This is a genomic window from [Actinomadura] parvosata subsp. kistnae (assembly GCF_900323885.1).
GTDB lineage: Bacteria > Actinomycetota > Actinomycetes > Streptosporangiales > Streptosporangiaceae > Nonomuraea > Nonomuraea composti.
The window spans coordinates 75,437-98,202 of sequence record NZ_OOHJ01000005.1 but is presented as its reverse complement, the minus strand read 5'-3'; the positions used below and the strand labels follow the sequence as shown (position 1 = coordinate 98,202).

The window sequence follows — 22,766 nt, the reverse complement described above, 5'->3', positions numbered from 1 at the left end:
CTGAGCGGCCGAAGAGGGCCTGGCCATCCGGACGGCTGATCAGAGGCCGGCGAGCTGGGCGATGCCTGAGCGCGGCGACGACAACACCGGCACGCCGCCGCCCGCCTCCCCCACGATCCGCGCCATCGACGCCTGGGCCAGCACCACCACGTCCACCTTCCCCGCCAGCTGCCTGAACCCGTCGAGCACCAGCGCGTCGTGCCGGGCCCCGTCCCCGGCCCGCAACGCCTCGAAAGCCCCGTCGCACAACCGCGGAACGACCTCCCGCTCCACCCCGCTGCGCGCAGCCGCCCGCTCGACCGCCCGGGTGGTGGGGCCGAGGGTGGTGGCGAGCGTGGCCAGCACACCGATCCGGGCACCGCCCCGTACAGCCTGCTCGGCCATCGGCTCGTCGATGCGCAGGATCGGCAGCCTCGTGAACGGCCGCGCCCGCTCGGCCGCCTCGCCGATCGACGAGCAGGTCACCAGCAACGTGCCCGCACCGGACTCCTCGGCGTAGCCCGCGTACGCCACCACCCGCCGCAGCACGTGCGGCGGCGGACCACCGGCGGCAATGGTGTCCTGGAGCAGGCTCTCATCCACGAAGTGCAGGATCCGAGCACCCGGGCGCACCTCGGCGGCCAGCTCAGCGAGGGGTGCGGCGAGCGCGGGCACGGTATGCAGCATCGCAATGACCGCCCCAGCGTCGGCCACCGACCGCCCCGCACTCGCCTCAGAACGACGGCTCATCACACGTTCTCCTTCCGTCGCAGGCTGGTGCACGGGACAGTCTCCCGTCCCGGGCTGGTGCACGGGACAACCTCCCGTCGCAGGCCGGCACACGGGCCAACCTCCCGTCGCGGGCTGGCGCATCGGGACTTCTTCCACGCAGGCCGACTCTTCGAACGACCTTCGCTCCGGCCCGTCGCAGGCCGGCGCAGCGAACGGCCCTCCGTCACAGGCCGGCTCATCGGGCGGTCCAGGGGCGGGCGTGCTCGTCCACGATGGCCGCCAGCCCTTGCAGGCGCGGGACGGACCGGGCGCGTAGCTCGGCGGCGAGGTCGTCCGAGCCGACCACGTCGCTCCAGATGGCCCGCCCGGCCAGCATGCCCGACGCCCCGGCCCGGCACGCGGCCCGTACGGCGGTGGGGAAGTCGTCGCGCTCCACCCCCTGCGAGAGCACCACCCACGGCACGGGGATCACTTCGCCGAGCCGCGCGCACTCCTCGACCAGCCGCTCCTCGGGCGCCGCCCCACCGAGCGGGACCTGCGCCTTGTAGAGGCTCGGCCGCAGCCCGGCCAGTTCTCTGGCCGCCTCCCGGATGGCGGCGGGCCCATCGAAGCCGGTGGTACCGGCGGCCGGTCGGGCGACGCCTTCGAGGACGGACAGCAGCCCCGCGTCCGCGCACCGCCACACGAACTCGGCGGCGATCTCCAGCCGCCGCTCCCGCCGCTCGTCGTCGCGCCAGATGACCAGCAGCTTGGCGGCCACGGCCCCGGCCTCGCGGGCGGCGACCAGATCCACCCGCTCGTCGATCTCGGTGTCCTCCACCGGCCCGTCCGGCTCCTGCTGAAGGCTGTCCACGGCGACGATCAGCCCGCCGGGCAGCATGCCTTCGGCCGCCACCTGCCCGAACCCGTAGTCCTGATCGATGAGGAACCCGGACGCGTACGGCCCCACCTCCCTGGCCACGGTCAGCTTGAACGACGTCAGCCGCTCATCCCCCACCCGCTCCCCGATCGCCGCCGCGAACATCTGCCTGAGACTCTCCCGCTGATCCATCGCCACCATGGCGAACCCACCAGAGGGACGAGCCAGCAGGTCGAGCGTCGGCACCGGAATGGCCTGCCTCGTGCCCTGTTGGGCGGTCTGCCCGGCATCCAGCCGCGTGGCCTGCGGCGTGCCCGGTTGGACGGTCTGCCCCGTGGCCTGCTGGGCGGTCTGCCTCATGCCCTGTCGGTCGGTCATGCGTGCTCCTGTCGTTGCGACGATCGGGTGCGGAACTGGTCGTAGAGAGGCAGGTAGGCGGCCTGCAGCTCGGGATCGGGCGGCAGGTGCTCCCTGGGCAGCACGGGAACGTCGTCCAGCGACCCGCCCACCTGCCCGGCGACGAGCGCGGCCCCGGCGCACACGGCGTCATCGGCCCTGATCACTTCGACGGGCACGGGCGACACGGCCGCTTTGACCCGCATCCAGAGGGGGATCCTGACCTGGCCACCGAAGACGGCCACGCGTTCGGGAGCGGTGCCGGTGAGGGCGGTGAGCTCGTCGAGGATCCAGCGGGTGTGCAGGCACGTCCCTTCGACGGCGGCGGCCAGCAGGTCACCGACGCCATGCTCGGCGCCGATCCCGGCCCACGTCATCCGCCGCTCCCGGTCGGGCGCGGGGGCCGCCCGGCCGCGCAGGTACGGCTCGACCACGATCCCGGTCGGCAGCCGTACGTCCGCGAGCAGCCGAGGCAGCGCCGCGTACCCACTCGCCTCCGCTGCGACGGGAGCGAGCAGGCCGAGTAGCCAGTCCACCACCGCGCCGCTTGTCGCGAGCCCGCCCACCAGCACCGTACGGGCCCCGTCCAGCGACGGATCGGCCGTCACCCCCAGCGCCAGTCCCGCGCCAGGATCGGGCCGCTCGGCCGAGGGTGCCAGTATGGCCTCGGCCGTCCCGAGGGAGTCGGCCACGTCCCCCGGTCGTCGCACGCCCGCCGCCCACGCCCCCACCGCGTGATCATGTCCGGCGACCACCACCGGCGTGCCGGGCGGCACGCCCCGTACTCGCGCCACGACCCCGCCGACCGGCTCGACCGCCGCGTGCACGGCGGGCATCCGCTCGCGGCTCAGCCCGGCGAGGGCGAGCAGTTCCGCGTCGTAGTCCGCGTGTTCGACGGAGTAGCCCAGGGTGCGGGCCGCGAGCGTGGCGTGGGTGCGGAGTTGGCCCGTCAGCGCGTACGCCACCGCGTCCGGCACGCTCGCCCACCACCGCATCGCCCGCAGCACCTGGGGCGCGTGGCGTCGCAGCGACAACCACTTGGCCAGCGGAGCCTTGGCGTCCGGCCACCGCCCGGTCCGGGCGTACAGCATCTTGGGATCCAGGCCCAGCTCGGCCAGCTCGGCCGCGCCCCGAGGGTCGTTCCACCACAGCAGCGGGGTGAGCGGCTGCCCGGCGGCGTCGAGCGGCACGCCGGTCTCGGCCATGCCCGCGATGCCGATCGCCTGGGGCGCCCGTCCAGCCCGTTCGGTGCACTCCTCCAGCCCCTGCGTGACTGCGGCGACGAGGGCGGGCAAGTCGCGAGGCGTGGCCCGCCGCACGGCGGCCACGCAGCGGCCCCGCTCGTCGAAGCAGCCCACCTTGACGTGAGTGGTACCCACGTCGATCCCGGCGGTGAGCACTTGCGGCGTCATGCCGTCACTTCCCACCCGTGAGCGCTTGCGACGTCACGCCGCCACGAGCCAGCGGTCAGCGCTTGCGACGTCATGACGCGCGCTCTCCCGGCCGTCAGCGGTCGCGGCATCATGGCGGCACCTGCCGATCCCCACCATTGCGGCGTCACGTCGCCACCTCCCAGCGGTCAACGGTTGCGACGTCATGTTGTCACTATAAGTCCAGAAGTTGGCGGAAAACTGCCAACCTTTGCGCCATAATGCTCACATGAGCAGCGAAGGCACCCTCCGCTACACCTCGGCCCCGCACCGCCGTGAGGCGATCCTGCGCCGCGTCGAGCTGGACGGATACGTCTCCGCCGCCGACCTGGTGACCCATCTGGGCGTCTCGTCCAACACGGTCCGCCGCGACCTACGCAGACTGGCCGAGGACGGCCTGATCAGGGCCGTGCGTGGCGGCGCCACGGCGGCGGACGCGACCGCTCCGCCGTTCACCGACCGCTCCACCCAGGCCGCGGACGCCAAGCGCGTGATCGCAATTGCGGCCGCCGCACACGTGGAGCCCGGTACGGCCGTGGCGCTCGATTCGGGCACCACGACGCTGGAGATCGCCAAGCTGCTCCCCGCCGACGCCGGCCTGACGGTGATCACTCACTCGCTGCCCGCCATCGCCGTGCTGGCGCCCCGTCCGGACATCACGCTCATCGGCATCGGCGGTCAGTACGGCCGCGACACCCGCTCCTTCGGCGGCCCCGAGACGCTGGCGGCGCTGGAGCACCTGAGTGTGCGGACGTTGTTCCTGGCCGCGACGGCGCTCGACGGTTCGGGCGTGTACGGGGCGACGCCGTACGAGGCCGAGACGAAGCGGCGCCTCATCGCCATCGCCCGCAGGACGATCGTCGTGGGCGACGCCCGGAAGTTCGCCCTGAGCGCCCCCATCCGGGTGTGCGGCTGGGACGCGGCGGAGCGCCTGGTGACCGACGGCGTCCCGGCAGGCTTCACCGGCGTCCCGGTACAGCTCGCCCCGTAAAGCCCGGCCGAGCACCCGGCCACCGACGGCATCCCGGTACAGCCCGCCTGATAAAAGCCTTTTCCCATTACCCATTCAATGGGCCATTCCGAAACTTCGGGCCTTGACATACCTGACAAGCACCCAATACTCTCCGACCTAAAATTATATCGATTTAATCAAGCGGAGCTCCTCACGATGAGTCCCCCCAGCAGCATCCGCCGCACGCTGGCCTCAGGGCTGGCCGCCCTGCTCTGCCTGCCACTGACCTCCCTCCCCGCCTCCGCCACCGCCACGGGCGCCCACCGCGCCGGTGTACAACTGGAGCATCTGGACCGCGGCCTGGTGGCGGCCTCCACCAGCGAAGGCGTCTTCCTGAGCTGGCGCCTCCTGGGCGACGAGGTGACCGGCCACAGCACTGCGGGCATGACGGGCGCGAACTTCCGCGTCTACCGCGACGGCCGCCCGATCGCCACGGTGACCGACAGCACCAACTACCGCGACCCCGCCGGCACGGCCACCTCCGAGTACCGGGTCGCCCCGATCGTCAAGGGCCGAGAGGACCGCCGCAGCGCTCCGGCCACGCCTTGGCTTAAAACGTTTTATAATCTCCCGCTGAAGAAACCGGCCGACGGCGTCACCCCCATGGGCGAGGCCTACACGTACGCGGCCAACGACCTCAGCGTGGGCGACGTGGACGGCGACGGCCAGTACGAGTACGTGGTCAAGTGGGACCCGTCCAACTCCAAGGACGTCTCGCAGCGCGGCTACACCGGCAACACCTACCTGGACACGTACGAGCTGGACGGCACCCTGCGCTGGCGGCTCGACCTGGGCGTGAACATCCGCTCGGGCGCCCACTACACGCAGTTCCTCGTCTACGACTTCGACGGCGACGGCCGTTCGGAGATGATGCTCAAGACCGCCCCCGGCACGAAGGTCATCCGCTACGGGCCGGACGGCCGGGTGCTGTCGGAGCGGTACGTCACGATGCCGCGCGAGGACCTGAAGGCCGGATACGCGAATACGGACGATTATCGGAAGAGCGCGGCAGACTATTTCGACCATGTTGTTGCGTTGTTCGCGAAATGGCACGAGCACCCGGAGGTCGTCGCCGGTCGCTGGCCGGCCACGCTCGAAGAGGCGTTCGGCATCGAGCGGAAATACACCTACCCGCTCTCACAGGCCGATGCCACCGAGCTGGCGAACTACTTCGTCGACGTCTACGCGCCGAGCCGCAGCGGCAACAACCGGCTGCGGGAGTTCAACGGGTTCGTGCTGAGCGGCCCCGAGTACCTGTCGGTGTTCGAGGGCGCGACCGGCAAGGAGCTGCAGACCGTCCACTACAAGCCGGGCCGCGGCGACGACGGCCTGCTGTGGGGCGACTACGCGATGGCGAGGATCGAGCCGGGCAACCGGGTCGACCGGTTCCTGTCGTCCGTGGCCTACCTCGACGGCAAGCGCCCGTCGGCGATCTTCGCGCGCGGCTACTACACCCGCACCACGCTGGTCGCCTACGACTGGAACGGCAAGCGGCTCAAGGAGCGCTGGTACGTCGACAGCGGCCATGCGCCGATGCCCAACCCGTTCAACTCGGGCCCGCACGGTGTGGACGGCACCAACCCGGCCTACGCCACGCTCACCACGCAGGGCTTCCACTCGATGAGCGTCGCCGACGTGGACGGCGACGGCCGGCAGGAGGTCGTGTACGGCGCCGCCACCATCGACGACGACGGCCGTCTCCTCTATTCGTCCTTTGCGCAGGCCCCTCCGGAAAGCGCATTCCCGGGTCAGAACCTCCGCCTCGGCCACGGCGACGCCCTCCACGTAGGCGACTTCGACCCCGACCGGCCCGGCCTGGAGATCTGGACGGTGCACGAGGGCGGCCGCTCCGCCCCGTACGGCTGGGCGCTGCGCGACGCGGCCACCGGCCAGGTCATCCACGGCGGCTACAGCGGCGTGGACACCGGCCGCGGCATGGTCGGCGACATCGACCCGGCCGTCCGCGGGCTGGAGTCGTGGTCGTCGATGCCGCCGGACCAGACCGTACAGGCGGGGCTGTGGTCGGCGCGCGGCGAGTACCTCGGCCGCAACGCGCCCGGCACGAACATGAGCATCCGCTGGGCCGCCGACATGACCACCCAGCTCGTCAACGGCACCGCCACCACCGTCCTGCAGACGCCGACCATCGACGACTACAGGCGCGGCACGCTGCTGACCGCCGAGGGCACCCTGACCAACAACTGGACCAAGGGCAACCCGGGCCTGGTGGCCGACGTGCTCGGCGACTGGCGGGAGGAGCTGCTGGTGCGTACCGCCGACAGCTCGGCGATCCGTATGTACGTCAGCACGGAGCTGACGAACAGGAAGCTGTACACGCTCATGCACGACCCGCAGTACCGCGTCGAGGTGGCCCGCCAGCAGACCGGCTACAACCAGCCCGCCTACCCGAGCTTCTCCTTCGGCTCGGACATCGACTGGTCGAAGGTGCCGCTGCCGCGCCTGAAGTGATCCCTGGGGGAAGGCCCCGGCCTTCCCCCAGGCTAGGCGCGCACGTGCAGCCGGAAACCGGAGCGGCCCGCGGGCTCCAGCCCCTCCTTCAGGTTCAGGGACGGGATCTCGTAGTCGCCGAAGTTCTGCCGCCGGAACGGGATCGGCTCGGTCGTCTCCAAGGTCAGCAGCCGCTGCTCCCACGCCTTGGCGATGTCCGGCCAGTCGTCGCCGGTGGTCCGGTCCGTGCCGTACAGGACGAACGGCGGCAGCACCTCGATCCCCGGGTAGTACAGGATGCCGTGCTGGATCGGGAACAGCAGGTCGTCGATGGGGCCGTTGATGCCGCGCTCGGCGTAGTGCGACTCGGGGCCGCCGACGGTCACCGACAGCAGCGCGCGCCTGCCCGCGAGGGTGCCCTCGCCGAAGCGCTCGCCGTACTTGACGGCGCTGTGCTCGCCGACGCCGTACGCGAAGCGGTAGGTGAAGACCCGGTCGACCCAGCCCTTGAGGATCGCCGGCATCGTGTACCACCACAGCGGGAACTGGAAGATGATCGTGTCGGCCCACAGCAGTTTCTCCTGCTCGGCACGGACGTCCGGGGTGAGGGTGCCGGTCTCGAAGGCCCGGCCCGAGTCCTTGGGGACCCTCAGCGGGCTCGACGCGGACGGGCCGTAGTCGGCGGCGTCCACGGTGGCCTTCCAGCGCATCGCGTACAGGTCGCTGACCCGCACCTCGTGCCCCGCCTTCGTCAGCGTGGACACCGCCAGGTCCTTGAGCGAGCCGTTGAGCGACTTCGGCTCCGGGTGGGCATAGACGATCAGCGTCTTCATGGTGAACTCCTTCATCCGGTCGGCTTCGATCCTGCACGCCCGGACGGCCGCCGTTCAGGGACGCCACTTCCGTCGGAACGGACTTCCTGGTAATGGCAGGACCACCCTCGCATCCCAGGTCAGCGCGCATACTGGACTCATGGACGATCTCGCCGGCTTCCTGCGCACCCGCCGTTCCCGGGTCGACCCCGCCGACGCGGGCATCCCGGCCGACAGCCGCCGCCGCGTGCAGGGCCTGCGCCGCGAGGAGGTCGCGCACCTGTCCGGGGTGAGCGTCGACTATTACGTACGTCTGGAGCAGGGCCGCGCCACGCAGCCGTCGGAGCAGGTGCTCGACGCGCTCGCGCGGGTCCTCAGGCTCGACGACACCGAACGCGAGCACCTCTACCGGCTGGCCCGGCAGCGGCGCAGGAAGGTGAAGTCGCCCACCGGGCGGCTGCGCCCCGAGCTGGCCCGCGTCCTCGGCCTGATCGTCGACGCGCCCGCGATGATCGTCGACCACCGCCTCGACGTCGCCGCCGGCAACCGCCTGGCCGAGCTGCTGTACGGCCGCCCCATGCGGGGCCTGAACACGGCCCGGCACATCTTCCTGGAGGAGGCCGGCCGCGGCCTGTACGCCGACTGGGAGCAGTGCACCCGTGACGTGGTCGGGCACCTGCGCCTCGCGGCCGGCAAATATCCCGACGATCCGCGGCTGGCCGCGTTGATCGGGGAGCTGGCGATGGGCAGCGAGCGGTTCCGCCGCCTGTGGGCGCGGGCCGACGTGCGGGCGCGGACGCACGGGCGCAAGGCGTACCGGCATCCTCTGGTCGGGGAGCTGGAGCTGCACCAGGAGAACTTCGCACTGCCGGACGAGTCGGGCCTGGAGCTGCTGGTGCTCTCGGCCGCCCCCGGCAGCCCCTCCGCCGACGGCCTGCGGCTCCTGGCCGGCCTGGACGCCGGCAGCGACGCACATGCGGGGCAGGGTGCCAGTGGTGCCGGCGGCGACCCGCACGCGGGGCGGGGTGCCAGTCGTGCCGGCGGCGACGCGCACGTGGAGCGGGCGGACGCCCGGCGCTGATCAGCCGGCGGCCGGGATGCCCAGCACTTTGCCGAGGAGCGTGCCGAGCTGGGCGCGTTCCTCGGCGGTGAGGGCGTGGAAGGTGTCGTCGAGGAAGGCCGGGATCGACGCCTGCGCCCGGTCCAGCCGCCGCCGGCCCGCGTCGGTGATGGTGACGGCGTAGGAGCGGCGGTCGCGGGGGTTGCGCTCCCTGCGGACGAAACCCTCCCGTTCGAGATCGTCGCACACGCTGACCATGACGCTGCGGTCGATGCGCAGCTCCTCGCTGAGCACCTGCTGGGAGCAGGGGCCGACGGCGTCGAGCATCTGGAGCACGAGGTGCTGCCCGACCCCGAGCCCTTCCGTGCCGGCGTGCGCGTCCGCGGCGCGGGCCACGGCGGACGAGGCCCGGCACAGCGCGATGTCCAGCCGCTCGGCCGCGAGGCGCGGGAAGTAGGTGGGTCGTGCGCGGTCGGCGGTCTTGGTCGCGGTTGCCATCGGTCTCCTCTTCGCTCCGCCTCCACCCTACCCAACCAATCATCTCTCCTCCAATCGTTTGACAGCAGATGATTTTCGAGCGTACGGTCCTCAATCGTCTGCAACCAAACTGTTTGTCCTCAGATGGAGAGTGGTCGTGCCCCGAACCGATGGCCGCAAGCGAACGGCCCTGGTGCTGCTGTGCGCAGCGGTGTTCCTCGACTCGATGGACCTGTCGCTGATGGGCGTGGCCCTGCCCGCCATCGGCCGGGACCTGGCGCTGCCGGACAGCACCCTGCAGTGGCTGATGTCCGGCTACGCCGTCGCCTACGGCGGGTTCCTGCTGCTCGGCGGCCGGATCGCCGACCTGTTCGGCCGGCGCCGCACCTTCCTGCTGTCCCTGGCGGTCTTCGCGGCGGCCGGCCTGGCCGGCGGGCTGCTGTCGGAGGGATGGCCGCTGGTCGCCACCCGCGTGATCAAGGGAATCGCCGCCGCGCTCACCGCGCCCGCCGCGCTGTCGCTCATCACCACCACGTTCGCCGAGGGACCGCAACGCAACCGGGCGCTGGGCGTCTACTCGCTGGCCGGCGCCACCGGCTACACCGCCGGGCTCATCGCCTCGGGCCTGCTGACCGAGATCAGCTGGCGGCTCGTGTTCTTCCTGCCGGTCCCGGTCGCCGTGCTGGTCCTCGTCCTGGCGCCGCTCGTCCTGCCGTCCGGCGCGCGTCCCGCCGGCGCGCGGGAAGGTTTCGACGCCGCCGGCGCCGTCTCGGTCACCGGCGGGGTGCTGCTGCTGGTGTTCGCCCTGACGGAGCGGAACTGGCCGGCCGGCGCCGCGGCCGTGCTGCTGCTCGGCGCGTTCGTGGCCATCGAACGCCGGCGCCCCGCTCCGCTCGTCCCCCTGGAGATCTTCCGATCCGGTACGGTCGCCGCCGCCAACCTCGCGGCCCTGACCTGGGCGTGCGCCACGATCGGCTGGCAGTTCGTCGCCGTGCTCTACCTCCAGGGCCGGCTCGGCTACGGCCCGCTGGAGACGGGGCTCGGGATCGTCCCGATGGGCGCGGCCATCGTCATCACCGCCAACCTCGCCGGCCGGCTGATCACCCGCTGGGGCCTCGGCCGCGTCGCCGCCGCCGGATTGCTCGTCCAGGGCGCGGGCATCCTGCTGTTCCTGCGCGCCGGGGAGGCCGGCGACTACCTGACGGTGCTGCTGCCCGCGCTGGTCGTGCACGGCATCGGCAACGGCCTGTCGTTCCCCAGCCTCAACATCGCCGCCGTCGCCGGGCTGCCGGACGAGCAGCAGGGCCTGGCCTCCGGGCTGGTCACCTCCGCCGTCCAGATCGGCGCCGGAATCGGCGTCGCCACCCTGGCCGCGGTCACCAGCTTGGGCGGGTACCCGATCGCGTTCCTGACGGCGGGCGCCTTCTCGCTCGTCGGCGCCCTCATCGCCTTGTACGGCCTACGCCCCCGCCACCCCGCCCCCATCCCCTGACGACCATGGCCCTACCCCATCACCCATCCGCACCTTTGCCGCCCCTCCCATCAGCCATCCGCACCCTTGCCGCGCCTCCCATCAGCCATCCGCACCCTTGCCGCGCGATCCCCGTCACCATCCACACCCTTGCTGCCCTACCCCGTCACCATCCGCACCCTGACCGGAGGGACACCGTCGTGACCTTGAACCTCACCCCGGACGAGCTGCTGAGCACCACTCGCGCCGTACGCAAGCGCCTGGACTTCACCCGGCCGGTGCCCCGCGAGCTGATCGAGCAGTGCGTGGACCTGGCCGTCCAGGCCCCCACCGGCCGCAACCGGCAGCGCTGGCACTTCATCGTCGTCACCGAGCCCGAGCAGCGGCGCGCCGTCGCCGACCTCTACCTGCGCGCCCTCCCCCTGGCCGCCGGCCAGACGCTCACCGAACGCGACCTGTGGCGCATGAACTACCACGCCGCCTCCACCGGCCGCGTCTTTGACGGCCTGCGCTACCTGGCCGCCAACATCCACCGGGTGCCCGCCTTCGTCATCCCCGGCGTAGAGGGCCGCACCGACCACGCCCCCGTCACCGACCAGGCGGGCACCTGGGGCTCGATCCTGCCGGCGGTCTGGAGCTTCATGCTGGCCGCCCGGGCGCGCGGCCTGGGCACGGTGTGGACCAGCGCCCAGGCTCCGCTCGAACGTGAACTGGCCGGGATCCTCGGGGTGCCGTACGAGGAGGTCATGCTGGCGGCGTTCATCCCCCTGGCCTTCACCCTCGGCACCGACTTCAAGCCCGCTCCCCGCATCCCCCGCGAGGAGGTGCTGCACTGGCAACGCTGGTGAACGACCGCGCGCCGGCAGCCGGAACACCGAGATCACAGGTACCGGAAGACCAAGCCTTCACCGGCTCAGGCCACCCGCGAAGGGCGTCGCCCGCCACTGCTCGATGGCCGGCTTCACGTACTCCAGCAGCGCAGGCAGCTGCGGCACGAACGAGAGGACGGCGACGACCCGCAGCATGCCCACGGCGTTCACAAAGGCCATGACCTCCTGGTTCAGCGGCCTCAGGCCGTGACGCCGCGCCCCGCGATCGTAAGCAGCCTCGCAGGCGGGCCCGAGCGCGGCCAGATCCCACTCGACGGGCCCCAATGTGACCAGCTCGAAGTCCGAGTACAGGTTCCCGTCAACGCCGTGGAAGATGTTCGCAGGCGGCGAGTCACCGTGCACAGGCTGAAGCTCGACCCCAGGGAACCTGTCCTCGAACGCCGCCCGCGACCGCACAAGAGGCTCCAGAACCTCCCACTCCCGCCGCGCCCGCTCCAAATCAGCGGCGTCGACAAGATCAGGACGCCCGTCGAGCAGAGCAAAACTCTCACTGACAAAGGACGGCTCAGCCGCCGACAAAAACCCCAACTCACCCGGATAGCCGCGCATAGCAGCATGCAGGGCAGCCACACTTTCCGCGTTCGCCTCGTAGTCAGGCTCCTTGCTCCGGTCCTCCTCGACGAACTGCCAAAACGTCATCGAGAACCCATCCCGCCGCACCGGCTCCACTGGCACCAGCGGGCTGGGCGGAATCACCGGAGTCCCCCGCCCCGCCAACCACCGCACCACATCCAACTCAGCCCGCTGCCGCCGCGCCAGCCCATCAAGATCCAGCCCATGCGCCAGAACGGTCGGCACCCGCACCACAACCGGCGCCGGCGCCAGGTGCACCACAACGGAGAAAAAGTCATGCAACACCGTCGCCTCGGCCACCTCAAGCCCCAACTCACGCCCCGCTCCTACGGCGGCGTCCAGGGCAGCGGAGGTACGGCGGGCGAGCTGCTGAGGTCCCAGAGATCCACTCATCCCCCGATCCTTCCACGCCCCACAGCCCTACGACGCCGCCCAAGCCCACCGCACGCGCCGCGCCGTGCCATCGGCGACGTGCACCTGGCGGTCCGCACGCCTGGCGGCCCGCGCGCCTGATGCGCGGTGCCCAACCCGTAGACGCCCAGGGCTCGCAGACGCCCAGGGCTCACGGACGCCCAGGGCTCACGGACGCCCAGTCGCAGGACCACCAGCCCCAGGACGACCAGTACGCGAACAACAGCCCCAGAACGAGCGGCCTCCCGGAGGACCGCAAACAGCCCCACCCACGCCCAGCCTGCGAACAACCCGCCACAAGACGACCAGCCTCATGAACGATCGCGCCCAGTCCCGCCGACGCCCAGTATGTAAACAGCCAGCCCCAGGGTGGACCAGTCGCACGGACCGAAACCCCCAAGGACGGCCCGCCCCACGGACCGAAACCCCCAAGGACGGCCCGCCCCACGGACGAACACCCCAAGAACAGCCCGCCGCACGCACAGACACCCAAGAACGACCCGCCCCGCAGACGAACACCCCAAGAACAGCCCGCCGCACGCACAGACACCCAAGAACGACCCGCCCCGCAGACGAACACCCCAAGAACGACCCGCCGCACGCACAGACACCCAAGAACGACCCGCCCCACGGACGGACAGCCCCGTAGAACGCGAAAAGGGCGCCCCCCGTACAGGGAGCGCCCTCTTGGCGGAGATCAGTGGCCGGCGTTCTTGACGGACACCTGCTTGGTCATGCCGCTGTCGTCCTTCTCGGCCCAAGCACCGGTGGAGAAGGCCACCGGGTAGCTCTTCTTGCCGACGCCGCCACCCCACTTGGTCACGACGTACTCGATCTTGATGTGGCCCTCGCCGGCGACACCGTCCACACCCAGGGTGTCGGGGTTGAACTTGCCGCCGGTCAGCTCGGCGAAGGTCTTGGCGTCGAGGTCGAGCATGACACCACGGTTGGAGGGGTCGCCGGGCCCGCGGTCGCCCACGAAGAACGGCAGCTTCTTGCCCTTGTAGATGACGTAGCCCTCGGTCATGAGAGGCCAGCTGGGGCTGGCCACCAGGCCCTTCTGCATGGGCTTGCCGGCAGCGGGCAGGCCGGTGTCGCCGGCGCGGCCCGAGGAGTCGTCCCAGAAGTAGGACGCGGTGGTCGAGCCCTTCAGCAGGCCCTGCTGGTCGGTGCTGCCGGAGTCGGCGTGCGCCGCGGTCGAGCCAATCGTCAGCGCCGTAGCAGCGGACGCGGCGAACATGGCAATGGCACGCAGGCGAGCAGACATACTTGATTCAGGTCCTTTGTTAGGGGACGGGAACGTTGCGCTCGCTTGACGGACGTAGCCGGGCAGCACGCCGTACGGTCGCTACGTGGAGCGCAAGGGAGAATCCGTGGTGTGGATTCGAGACCCGGGAGGCCCGGCCTTCCGATCCGGTGGTAAGGCGCAGGTCACTCGCCGGTAACGCTCTCTAAGTTACCCCCCAAACCGGACAAAGGCAAACGAATCCCCATAAACCGGGCAATGATCTACCTCGATAGGTAAAGCGCTCACCGCACCTCTTTCCGCAGCACGCGCAGAACCCCTACGCCTGCGGGGATGACGACCCACACCAGCACCGCCGACGCCAGCCGCGCCAGGTCCCCGCCGCCCGCGCTTGCGTCCATCAGGGCGTTGGTGGCGGTGTTCAGATCGAACCATTCGGCCAGCACCTCGCCCGTCGAACCAAGCCCCGTCACGAAACCCCACACCATGGGAGTGACCAGGTAGATCACTATTGCCGCGGGCGCGTTCAGCAGTAACAGCCCCATCGCCAGCCCCTGCGCGGTCGAGAGCACGGTCGTCGCGATCCACCCCAGCAGCGGCCCCGGCTCCACCCCCCAGGCCGCCTCCCCACCCCGTACGGCGGCGGAGACAGCCGTCATCGGCACCGCCACCAGCAACCCCAGCAGGCACGCCACCACGGCCGCACCCAGCACAGGGACGCATTTCGCCGCCATCACCCGCCCCCGCCGCGGCTCCAGCGTGAACGTGGTGAGCGCGGTGCGATGACTCCACTCGCCGGTGACGGTGAGGATGCCGAGCACGGGCAGCAACACCCCGAACGCGATCCCCGCCGTGTTGGCCAACGTGGACAGGCTCACCGGCCCCGCGAACAGCGCCCGGCCGACCACCAGCGCGACCGCCCCGGCCACCAGGACACCTGTCATGATCACGCCCGTGCGGGTGTCGAACAGCTTCCGGGTCTCGACCCGCAGCAGAGTGCTGAAGGGGATGCGGTGCGCGCTCGTGCGCACGTCGGTCGTCATGCCGGCCTCCGTGAGGTGATGTGAACGCTACGGACATCAGTGCTTCTCATGCCGGATTTCCTCAGGGCGGTATGAATGGTGCGCCTGTCTGTGCTTCTCACGCTGAGCTCCTTGGGGTGGTGTGGACGTGGCGCGTGTCTGTGCTTCTCATGCCGACTCCTTGGGCCGGTGTGACAGCTGCGTATGTCTGTGCTGTTCATGCCGACCACCCTGGGACGGCGTGAACATCCGGTACGTCAGCCCTACTCATGCCGCCGCCCTGGAACGGCGTGAACGTCTCGCAGACCAGTCCTCTACTCATGCCGACCCCTTCGGGACGGCGTGAACGTCTCGCAAGTCAGCCCTACTCATGCCGACCACCCCGGGACGGCGCGAACGTCTCGCAGGCCAGCCCTCTACTCATGCCGACCACCCCGGGACGGCGCGAACGTCTCGCAGGCCAGCCCTCTACTCATGCCGACCACCCCGGGACGGCGCGAATGTCCCGTACATCAGCCCTACTCCGACCACCCTGAGACGGTGCGAAGAATGCATGGCCAGTGCTACTCATGCCGACCTCCGGCGGACGCCGCGAATCGTGTACTCGCCAGTACCATTCATGCCGCCCTCAGGCACGTCAGCCTCAGGCCGCGGGTGCATGTTCATGCCGGGCTCCGGTCCGTTTGAGCGGTGAGCTCCAGGAAGGTCTGTTCGAGGCTGCGGCCCCGGCCGAGCTCGGCGAGGGTGCCCTGGGCGAGGACCCGGCCGGCGCCGATCATCACGATCTGGTCGGCCACCTGCTCCACCTCGTGCAGCAGGTGCGAGCTGAGCAGCACCGCGCACCCCGACCGGGCCAGGTCGCGCAGGAGCTCGCGCATCCACTGGATGCCCTGCGGGTCGAGGCCGTTGGCGGGCTCGTCGAGGATGAGCACCTTCGGGTGCCCCAGGAGGGCGTGGCCGATGCCGAGCCGCTGCCGCATGCCCAGCGAGTAGCCGCCGACGGCCCGCCGGCTCTCCTTGCCGGTCAGTCCGACCAGATCCAGCACCTCGTCCACCCGCGACCTCGGCAGCCCGAGCATCATGGCGCCCAGGGTCAGCACCTCCCGCCCGCTGCGGCCGGGATGCTGGGCGCCGGCGTCGAGCAGGGCGCCGACCTCGAGGCCGGGTCGCTCCAGGTTCGTGTACGGTCGCCCGAGGACGGTCGCGGAGCCCGAGGTGGGACGGCACAGGCCGGTCAGGATGCGCATGGCCGTCGACTTTCCTGCGCCGTTGGGCCCGAGGAACCCGGTGATGATGCCGGGCGGGACCGTGAAGGAGACGTCGTCCAGCGCCTTCGCCCCGTTGTACGTCTTGGTGACGCGGTGGAATTCGATCACGGGCCAAGTTCATCGGAAACGCCGTCCGGGCTCATCAAGCCTGGGTCGAGAGTTCGCGTTCTGAGGGCTGGATCCGGCGCTGCCGAGGGTCGACCAGGGTCTGTACGGACGTAGCCCGGAGTCGGCCCGATTATGGACCTGGGGGGCTAAAGCCCAGGCCAAGCCAGCTCTACCCTGGACACCGTGCACGACCTCCGCGACAAGCCCCACTCCCCCGCCGAAGCCCCCGGGCCGCCCTCGGCGGACGGGCCAATGGTGCGTCACCCCTCCCCCGAGTCGCCCGACCGGTTCGGCACCGTCCTGCTCTATTTGTTCGCCGCCACCCCGCTCCTGATCGCCGTCCTCATGATGGTCACCCTCTCCGCGCGCACCGGAGAGGCCATGGGGCACGACCTGACCAGGAGACTGCTCGACATGGCGGCCGGCGTGGGCGGCCTGGTCCTGCTGCGGTGGCGGCGGCGGTGGCCGTGGCAGGTGGCGTTGGTCACGGCGGCGCCGACGGCCGTCTTCTGGTGTCTCAACGGGCCGGCGATCGTCGCGTTCGCCTCGCTGGCCTCGCACCACCGCTGGCGGAAGGTGGTGCCGGTCGCGGTGGTGTTCTGGCTGGCCATGGTGGCCTCCAGCCTGTGGGTGGGGGGTCCGTGGCTGTTGACGGCCCTGTACGCCGTGGTCGGCGGCGTCATCCTGACGGCACTGACCGTCTTCGGCCTCTACCTGCGGGGGCGCAGGGAGCTGGCCGACGCGCAGCGGGCGGCGGCGGAGGCGGCGCAGGCGCAGCGGGTCGAGCAGGCGAAGCTGGAGGAGCGGCTCAAGATCGCGCAGGAGATGCACGACGTGCTGGCGCACCGCATCTCCCTGCTGTCGATGCTGGCGGGCGGCCTGGCCTACCGCAAGGACCTCACCGGTGAGGAGGCGCGCGAGGCCGCGCTGGCCATCCAGGAGAACGCGCACCAGTCGCTGAACGAGCTGCGCGCCGTGCTCGGCACGCTGCGGCGCGAGGGAGGGGCCCCGCAGGCGCCGCAGCCGACGCTGGACCACCTGGACGCCCTGTTCGAGGAGGTGCGGGCCGCCGGTCAGCGGGTCGAGGTGGACGACTCGGTGGATCGCAGGGAGTTACTGCCGGCGCAGACGGGGCGGCACGCGTACCGGATCGTGCAGGAGGCACTCACGAACGCCCGCAAGCACGCGCCCGGAAGCCCCGTGCGGGCCGAGCTCGGCGGGCGGCCGGGGGCGGGCTGCGGATCCGGGTGAGCAACCCCGCGCCCACTCCCGTTCCGGGGCCCGGCGGGCGGCTGGGGCTGATCGGGCTGGCCGAACGCATCCGGATGGCGGGCGGCACGATCGCCCACGACGTACGCGACGGGCGCTTCGTCCTGGAGGCGTCGCTGCCGTGGGAGGCTTGACCCCGTGATCAGAGTGGTGATCGTCGACGACGACCCGATGGTGCGCACGGGGCTGCGCCTCATCCTGGGCGGCGAGCCCGACCTGGAGCTGGCGGGCGAGGCCGGCGACGGCAAGCAGGCCATGGCGGTGATCCGCGAGCTGCGCCCCGATGTCGTGCTCATGGACATCCGGATGCCCGAGCAGGACGGCCTGGCCACCACGGAGCTGCTGCTCCGCCGTCCTGACGCGCCCCGGATCCTGGTGCTGACCACGTTCGACGCCGACGACATGGTGCTGCGCGCCCTGCAGCTCGGCGCGCACGGCTTCCTGCTGAAGGACACGCCGCCGCCGAAGATGATCGAGGCGGTGCGGGCGGTGGCGCGCGGCGAGCCGGTGCTGTCGCCGTCCGTCGCCCAGCAGGTCATCGCGGCGGCCACCGGCCGTTACGAGCCGCGCCGGCCGGAAGCGGCGCGCGAGCTGGCCGGGCTGACCGAACGCGAGCGCGAGGTCGCGATCGAGGTGGCCAGGGGCAGCACGAACGCCGAGATCGCCCAGGACCTGTCGGTGAGCGTGGCCACGGTGAAGGCCAACATCACGCGCATCTTCGCCAAGCTGGGCACCGACAACCGGGTCCACGTGGCCATGAAGGTACGCGACGCGGGCCTGCTCTGAAGCCGCCCCGCAACCACGCTCCGCATGGCCCCGAAGGCGCGTGACGCGGCCTCGGGGGCTGCTCTCCACGAAATGGGGGGTGGTGCGCGACGCGGGCCTGCTCTGAGGGGCGCCCACCACCCTCCGCACGCCCCGGGAGCCACCCTCCGCGCAACGAATGTGGTGCGCGATGCGAGCGTGCTCTGAGGACGCTCACCACCCTCCCCACGTCCCGGGGGCCACCCTCCGCGTATGGAAGGTGGTGGGCGACGCCGGCCTGTCCTGAGGCCGTCCCACCACCCTCCGCGCAAGGAAGGCGGTGGACGACGCCAGCCTGGCCCGAGACCGTCCCACCACCCCCCGCTCACCACGAAATGGACGTGGCGCTCGACGCGCGCCTGCCCCAAGGCCGTCCCACCACCCTCCGCGCAAGGAAGGTGGTGAGCGACGCCAGCCTGGCCCGAGACCGTCCCACCACCCCCCGCTCACCACGAAATGGACGTGCTACTCGACGCGCGCCTGCCCCAAGGCCGTCCCACCACCCTCCGCGCAAGGAAGGTGGTGAGCGACGCCAGCCTGGCCCGAGACCGTCCCACCACCCCCCGCTCGCCACGAAATGGACGTGGCGCTCGACGCGGGCCTGCTCTGAGGACGCCCACCACCCCGAGGCTGCATCACGCGCTCTCCGCCAAGGCCCTCAGGGCGCGTGATGTGGCCTCGGGGCCGCCCCCGCGCAATGAACGTGGTGCGCAACAGCGGCCTGCCGTGAGGGCGCCCGCCGAGAGATGTGATGCGGGCCCTCGATGGAAGGTCTCGCGGGCATGCCGGGGCGATGCGAGCCTCCGACGGGAGGGAGGGAGGGAGGAAGGCGGCGCCCTTGGCGCGGCACAGGCAGGTCAGCGGGCTGAGCGGCCGACGGCCTGTCGGCGGGCCGGTTTCTGGCCGTGGGGGCGGTGCTGCGGCGGATGATGAGGGTGGTGGCCAGCTCGATCCGGGTGCCGGCGGGCCCGCGCGGATGGGTGAGCTCTTCGTACACGAGCCGCACCGCCTCGTTGGCCATGTCGTCGAGGGGCTGGCGGACGGTGGTGAGCGGTGGGGAGAGGGTTTCGCAGAGGAGGGAGTCGTCGAAGCCGACGACGGACAGGTCGTCGGGGACGCGCAGGCCGCGTTCGGTGGCGGCCTGGTAGACGCCGGCGGCCTGGAGGTCGTTGCCGGCGAAGACGGCGGTGGGCGGGTTGTCGCGGTCGAGGAGTTCGGCGCCGTAGGAGCGGCCGCTGCCGACGAGGAAGTCGCCGTATCGGGTCAGCTCGGGGTCGGGGTCGATGCCGAACGTGCGGTGCGCCGCCAGGTAGCCCTCGTAGCGGTCGAGGGTGCACTGGGTGTCGAGGGGGCCGCCGATGAAGGCGATCCGGGTGTGGCCGAGCTCGAGCAGGTGGGTGGTGGCCATGACGCCGCCGAGCCAGTTGGTGGCGCCGACGGTGGACAGGCGGGGGTCGCGCTGGCCGACGGGGTCGAGCAGGACGAGCGGCACGTGCAGCAGCTCTTCGAGGGCGGCGATCTCGCGCTGGTCGGCGCGGGAGAGGACGAGGACGATGCCGTCGGTGTTGCGCTTGCGCACCATGCCGATCCAGCGCCGCAGGTCGAAGTCGGGGCGGGCGGAGGAGGTGACGACGAGGGAGAAGCCCCACCGGGCGGCGGCCTTCTCGGCGCCGGCGATGAGCACCTGCGCCCAGGGGGAGCCGAGCCCGTCGATGAGCAGGTCGACGACGCCGACGCGGGGCGTGGTGGCGGGGCGGGGGGCTTCGTAGCCGGAGGTCCTGACCGCTTCGAGGACTTTGTCGCGGGTGGCGGCGGAGACGTGTTTCTTGCCGCTCAGTACCTTGGACACCGTCGGCACCGATACTCCGGCGGCCGCCGCGACGTCGGCCAGCGTGGCTCGAGGCACAGGACCTCCCATGTGCGGCGGTGCCGCCCTCCGGCGGCACCGGCGTTTTTAGGAAATTTTCGGAAAACCGCCCGAAACTACACGACGTTCTCACCAGGCAAAATCGGCGGGCGCCCGGGATGTGAAACGTGTTGTTGACAGGGTTACAAGCAGGACCCTACCGTAACTGATCGGCAATTGTCACCGTAATCTTTCGGAAAGCGTAACAGAAACTTTCCGAGCTTCAGAACCATTGAACGAGCCATTGAACGAGGGTGTATGCCTGCACGTGTTGAGCAGCCGGAACGCGACGAACGCCGGTCGCGGCGGGTCGAGGAGCTGCTGGCGGAGATGTCGCTCGACGAGAAGCTCGCGCAGCTCGTCGGCGTGTGGCTGAACGTCAATCGCGAGGAGGGCGTGGTCGCGCCGCTGCAGGACTCGATGCAGGGCGAGGACGTCGAGTTCGAGTCGTTCGCCAAGGACGGCGTCGGCCAGATCACCCGGCACTTCGGCACGCGTCCCGTCGATCCGGAGTGGGCGCGCACGTCGCTGGCCGCGCGGCAGCGCTGGCTGCGGGAGAACACGCGGCTGGGCATCCCCGCGCTCGCGCACGAGGAGTGCCTGACGGGCCTGGCGGCCTGGCGGGCCACGACGTACCCGGTGCCGCCGGCGTGGGGTGCGTCGTTCGACCCGGCGCTGGTCGAGGAGATGGGCCGCCGGATCGGCGAGAGCATGCGCTCGCTCGGCGTGCACCAGGGCCTGGCCCCGGTGCTGGACGTGATCCGCGACCAGCGGTGGGGCCGGGTCGAGGAGTGCATCTCGGAGGACCCGTACGAGGTCGCCACGATCGGCGCCGCGTACGTGCGCGGCGTGCAGTCCACGGGCGTGATCGCCACGCTGAAGCACTTCGTCGGCTACTCCAACTCGCGCGCCGGCCGCAACCTCGCCCCCGTTCACGCGGGCGCCCGCGAGGTGGCCGACACGCTGCTGTTCCCGTTCGAGGTGGCGGTGCGCGACGCGGGCGCCGGCTCGGTGATGAACTCCTACGCCGAGATCGACGGCGTCCCGATCGCCGCCGACGAGCACTACCTCACCGGCGTCCTGCGCGAGCAGTGGGGTTTCGAGGGCACGGTCGTCGCCGACTACTTCGCCGTCGCCTTCCTGCACACCCTGCACGCCGTCGCGCGGGACGCCGGTGACGCCGCCGTCCAGGCGCTGACCGCGGGCATCGACGTCGAGCTGCCCACCGGCGTGGCCTACCTGGAGCCGCTGAAGGAGGCGGTCGCCGCAGGCCGCATCGACGAGGCGCTGATCGACCGGGCGCTGCGCCGCGTCCTCCGGCAGAAGGCGCAGCTCGGGCTGCTCGACGACGACTACGACCCCGAGCCGCCCGCCCCGGAGGGCGGCGTGGACCTCGACGACCCCGCCGCCCGCGACCTGGCGCGGCGGCTGGCCGAGGAGTCGGTCATCCTGCTCACCAACGACGGCGTGCTGCCCCTCCAGGCGGACGGCAAGAAGGTCGCGGTCGTCGGGCCGAACGCCGACGAGGTGGCCGCGCTGTTCGGCTGCTACTCCTTCGTCCAGCACGTGCTGCCGCACTTCGCCGGCGTCGAGCCCGGTATCGCGGCGCCCACGCTGCTGGAGGCGCTGCGCGCGGAGCTGCCCGGCGCGCACATCACCGTGGAAAAGGGCACCGGCGTGGACGACGGCGACCGCGCCGGCATCCCCGCCGCCGCCCAGCTGGCCGCCGAGTCCGACGTCGCGATCGTGGTGCTGGGCGACCGGTCGGGGCTGTTCGGCCGGGGCACCTCCGGCGAGGGCTGCGACGCCGAGAGCCTCGACCTGCCGGGCGCGCAGCGGGAGCTGGCCGAGACGGTGCTCGCCACCGGCACGCCGACCGTGGTGGTGCTGATGACCGGCCGCGCGTACGCCGTACCGGAGATCATCGAGGGCGCCGCCGCGGTCGTGCAGGCGTACTTCCCCGGGGAGGAGGGCGCGGGCGCGATCGCCCGCGTGCTCAGCGGCGCGGTCAACCCGTCGGGCCGGCTGCCGATGAGCATGCCGCGCGCCACCGCCGGCCAGCCGTACAGCTACCTGCACCCGAAGCTCGGCGCGGCCGGCTCGGTCAGCAACATCGACCCCGCGCCCGTGCTGGCCTTCGGGCACGGCCTGAGCTACACCCGCTTCGAGTACGCCGACCTCACCGTCACCGGCGAGGTCGAGGCGGGGCAGCCGATCCGCTGCTCCGTGGTGGTGCGCAACGCCGGCGACCGGGCCGGCGCGGAGGTCGTGCAGGTGTACGCCTCCGACCGGATCGCCTCCGTCACCCGCCCGCTCGCCCAGCTCGTCGGCTACGCCCGCGTGGAGCTGGCGCCGGGGCAGAGCGCGCGGGTCGTGTTCGACGTGCCGGCCCGGCTGCTGTCGTTCACCGGCCGGGACGGGCGGCGCGTGGTCGAGCCCGGCGAGGTCGGCGTGTCCGTGCGCCGCTCGGCCGCGGACGTGGTGGACGAGCGGACGGTCGTGCTGACCGGCCAGGTGTACGCGTTCACCGGCTCCGAGCGCCGCCTGACGGACGTCTCGATCGAAGCGCACGACTGATGGGAAGCAGTGGCAT

General features: G+C 71.4%; 19 protein-coding genes. 9 read left to right on the top strand and 10 right to left on the bottom strand.

The annotated features are described in order from the left end of the window. Nucleotides 1-39: 39 nt before the first annotated feature. The 3 genes from KIS93_RS01785 to KIS93_RS01775 all read right to left on the bottom strand — a co-directional run bounded on the left by KIS93_RS01785 (nt 40) and on the right by KIS93_RS01775 (nt 3,378). Entirely contained in the window at nt 40-729 is a 690-nt protein-coding gene (locus KIS93_RS01785; RefSeq protein ID WP_222107176.1) for an aspartate/glutamate racemase family protein, read from the bottom strand. Between the two features lie 217 nt (nt 730-946). Continuing rightward, nucleotides 947-1,948, bottom strand: coding sequence for a hypothetical protein (locus tag KIS93_RS01780; RefSeq protein WP_222107175.1), 1,002 nt, complete (start codon nt 1,946-1,948; stop codon nt 947-949). Continuing rightward, entirely contained in the window at nt 1,945-3,378 is a 1,434-nt protein-coding gene (locus KIS93_RS01775) for an FGGY-family carbohydrate kinase (protein WP_080037746.1), read from the bottom strand. Before KIS93_RS01775 ends, KIS93_RS01780 begins: the two co-directional genes overlap by 4 nt. A gap of 247 nt (nt 3,379-3,625) precedes the next feature. On the opposite strand from KIS93_RS01775, the gene KIS93_RS01770 reads away from it, so the two are divergent. Both KIS93_RS01770 and KIS93_RS01765 read left to right on the top strand, forming a co-directional pair. Beyond that, nucleotides 3,626-4,387, top strand: a complete 762-nt coding sequence (locus KIS93_RS01770; RefSeq protein ID WP_080037745.1) for a DeoR/GlpR family DNA-binding transcription regulator — start codon at nt 3,626-3,628, stop codon at nt 4,385-4,387. Nucleotides 4,388-4,564: 177 nt separating this feature from the next. Then, the gene (locus tag KIS93_RS01765) at nt 4,565-6,877 is read left to right on the top strand and encodes a rhamnogalacturonan lyase (RefSeq protein ID WP_080037744.1); all 2,313 of its coding nucleotides are present in this window, start codon (nt 4,565-4,567) and stop codon (nt 6,875-6,877) included. A gap of 32 nt (nt 6,878-6,909) precedes the next feature. Here the strand turns inward: KIS93_RS01765 and KIS93_RS01760 are convergent, their stop codons facing one another. Then, complete coding sequence (locus KIS93_RS01760) at nt 6,910-7,689, bottom strand: NAD(P)H-dependent oxidoreductase (RefSeq protein ID WP_080046606.1); 780 nt, start codon at nt 7,687-7,689, stop codon at nt 6,910-6,912. A gap of 139 nt (nt 7,690-7,828) precedes the next feature. Between KIS93_RS01760 and KIS93_RS01755 the strand changes: the two genes are divergently transcribed. Then, nucleotides 7,829-8,749, top strand: a complete 921-nt coding sequence (locus KIS93_RS01755; protein WP_080037743.1) for a helix-turn-helix transcriptional regulator — start codon at nt 7,829-7,831, stop codon at nt 8,747-8,749. Here KIS93_RS01755 and KIS93_RS01750 read toward each other — a convergent pair whose 3' ends face one another. Beyond that, nucleotides 8,750-9,226 (bottom strand): MarR family winged helix-turn-helix transcriptional regulator, encoded by a 477-nt coding sequence (locus KIS93_RS01750; protein WP_080037742.1) that lies wholly within the window; start codon nt 9,224-9,226, stop codon nt 8,750-8,752. A gap of 136 nt (nt 9,227-9,362) precedes the next feature. On the opposite strand from KIS93_RS01750, the gene KIS93_RS01745 reads away from it, so the two are divergent. Together KIS93_RS01745 and KIS93_RS01740 are read left to right on the top strand one after the other, a co-directional pair. Continuing rightward, nucleotides 9,363-10,697, top strand: coding sequence for an MFS transporter (locus KIS93_RS01745; RefSeq protein WP_155126780.1), 1,335 nt, complete (start codon nt 9,363-9,365; stop codon nt 10,695-10,697). A gap of 179 nt (nt 10,698-10,876) precedes the next feature. Further along, nucleotides 10,877-11,524 carry a nitroreductase family protein gene (locus KIS93_RS01740; protein WP_080037740.1) on the top strand — a complete coding sequence of 216 codons (648 nt, stop codon included), beginning with the start codon at nt 10,877-10,879 and terminating at the stop codon, nt 11,522-11,524. A gap of 57 nt (nt 11,525-11,581) precedes the next feature. Here the strand turns inward: KIS93_RS01740 and KIS93_RS01735 are convergent, their stop codons facing one another. From KIS93_RS01735 to KIS93_RS01720, 4 genes are all read right to left on the bottom strand, one after another. Further along, a complete protein-coding gene (locus tag KIS93_RS01735; RefSeq protein WP_080037739.1) occupies nt 11,582-12,532 on the bottom strand; it encodes a phosphotransferase in 951 nt (316 codons plus the stop codon). 715 nt (nt 12,533-13,247) lie between these two features. Continuing rightward, complete coding sequence (locus KIS93_RS01730; protein ID WP_080037738.1) at nt 13,248-13,817, bottom strand: hypothetical protein; 570 nt, start codon at nt 13,815-13,817, stop codon at nt 13,248-13,250. A gap of 263 nt (nt 13,818-14,080) precedes the next feature. Continuing rightward, nucleotides 14,081-14,839 carry a hypothetical protein gene (locus KIS93_RS01725; protein WP_080037737.1) on the bottom strand — a complete coding sequence of 253 codons (759 nt, stop codon included), beginning with the start codon at nt 14,837-14,839 and terminating at the stop codon, nt 14,081-14,083. Nucleotides 14,840-15,480: 641 nt separating this feature from the next. Then, the gene (locus KIS93_RS01720) at nt 15,481-16,194 is read right to left on the bottom strand and encodes an ABC transporter ATP-binding protein (protein WP_155126776.1); all 714 of its coding nucleotides are present in this window, start codon (nt 16,192-16,194) and stop codon (nt 15,481-15,483) included. A gap of 183 nt (nt 16,195-16,377) precedes the next feature. On the opposite strand from KIS93_RS01720, the gene KIS93_RS01715 reads away from it, so the two are divergent. The 3 genes from KIS93_RS01715 to KIS93_RS01705 are packed head-to-tail and all read left to right on the top strand — an operon-like array spanning nt 16,378 to nt 18,249. Continuing rightward, entirely contained in the window at nt 16,378-17,445 is a 1,068-nt protein-coding gene (locus tag KIS93_RS01715) for a sensor histidine kinase (protein ID WP_186403528.1), read from the top strand. Beyond that, a complete protein-coding gene (locus tag KIS93_RS01710; protein WP_186403527.1) occupies nt 17,442-17,597 on the top strand; it encodes a hypothetical protein in 156 nt (51 codons plus the stop codon). The genes KIS93_RS01715 and KIS93_RS01710 overlap by 4 nt, the downstream gene beginning before the upstream one ends. A gap of 4 nt (nt 17,598-17,601) precedes the next feature. After that, entirely contained in the window at nt 17,602-18,249 is a 648-nt protein-coding gene (locus tag KIS93_RS01705; RefSeq protein WP_155126770.1) for a response regulator, read from the top strand. A 676-nt stretch (nt 18,250-18,925) separates the two neighbouring features. Here KIS93_RS01705 and KIS93_RS01700 read toward each other — a convergent pair. Continuing rightward, nucleotides 18,926-20,173: a LacI family DNA-binding transcriptional regulator gene (locus KIS93_RS01700; protein WP_246005154.1), complete on the bottom strand. Its 1,248-nt coding sequence runs from the start codon at nt 20,171-20,173 to the stop codon at nt 18,926-18,928. A gap of 258 nt (nt 20,174-20,431) precedes the next feature. Here KIS93_RS01700 and KIS93_RS01695 point away from each other — a divergent pair, with 258 nt between their 5' ends. Then, nucleotides 20,432-22,750, top strand: a complete 2,319-nt coding sequence (locus tag KIS93_RS01695; protein WP_080037734.1) for a beta-xylosidase/alpha-l-arabinosidase — start codon at nt 20,432-20,434, stop codon at nt 22,748-22,750. Nucleotides 22,751-22,766: the final 16 nt, after the last annotated feature.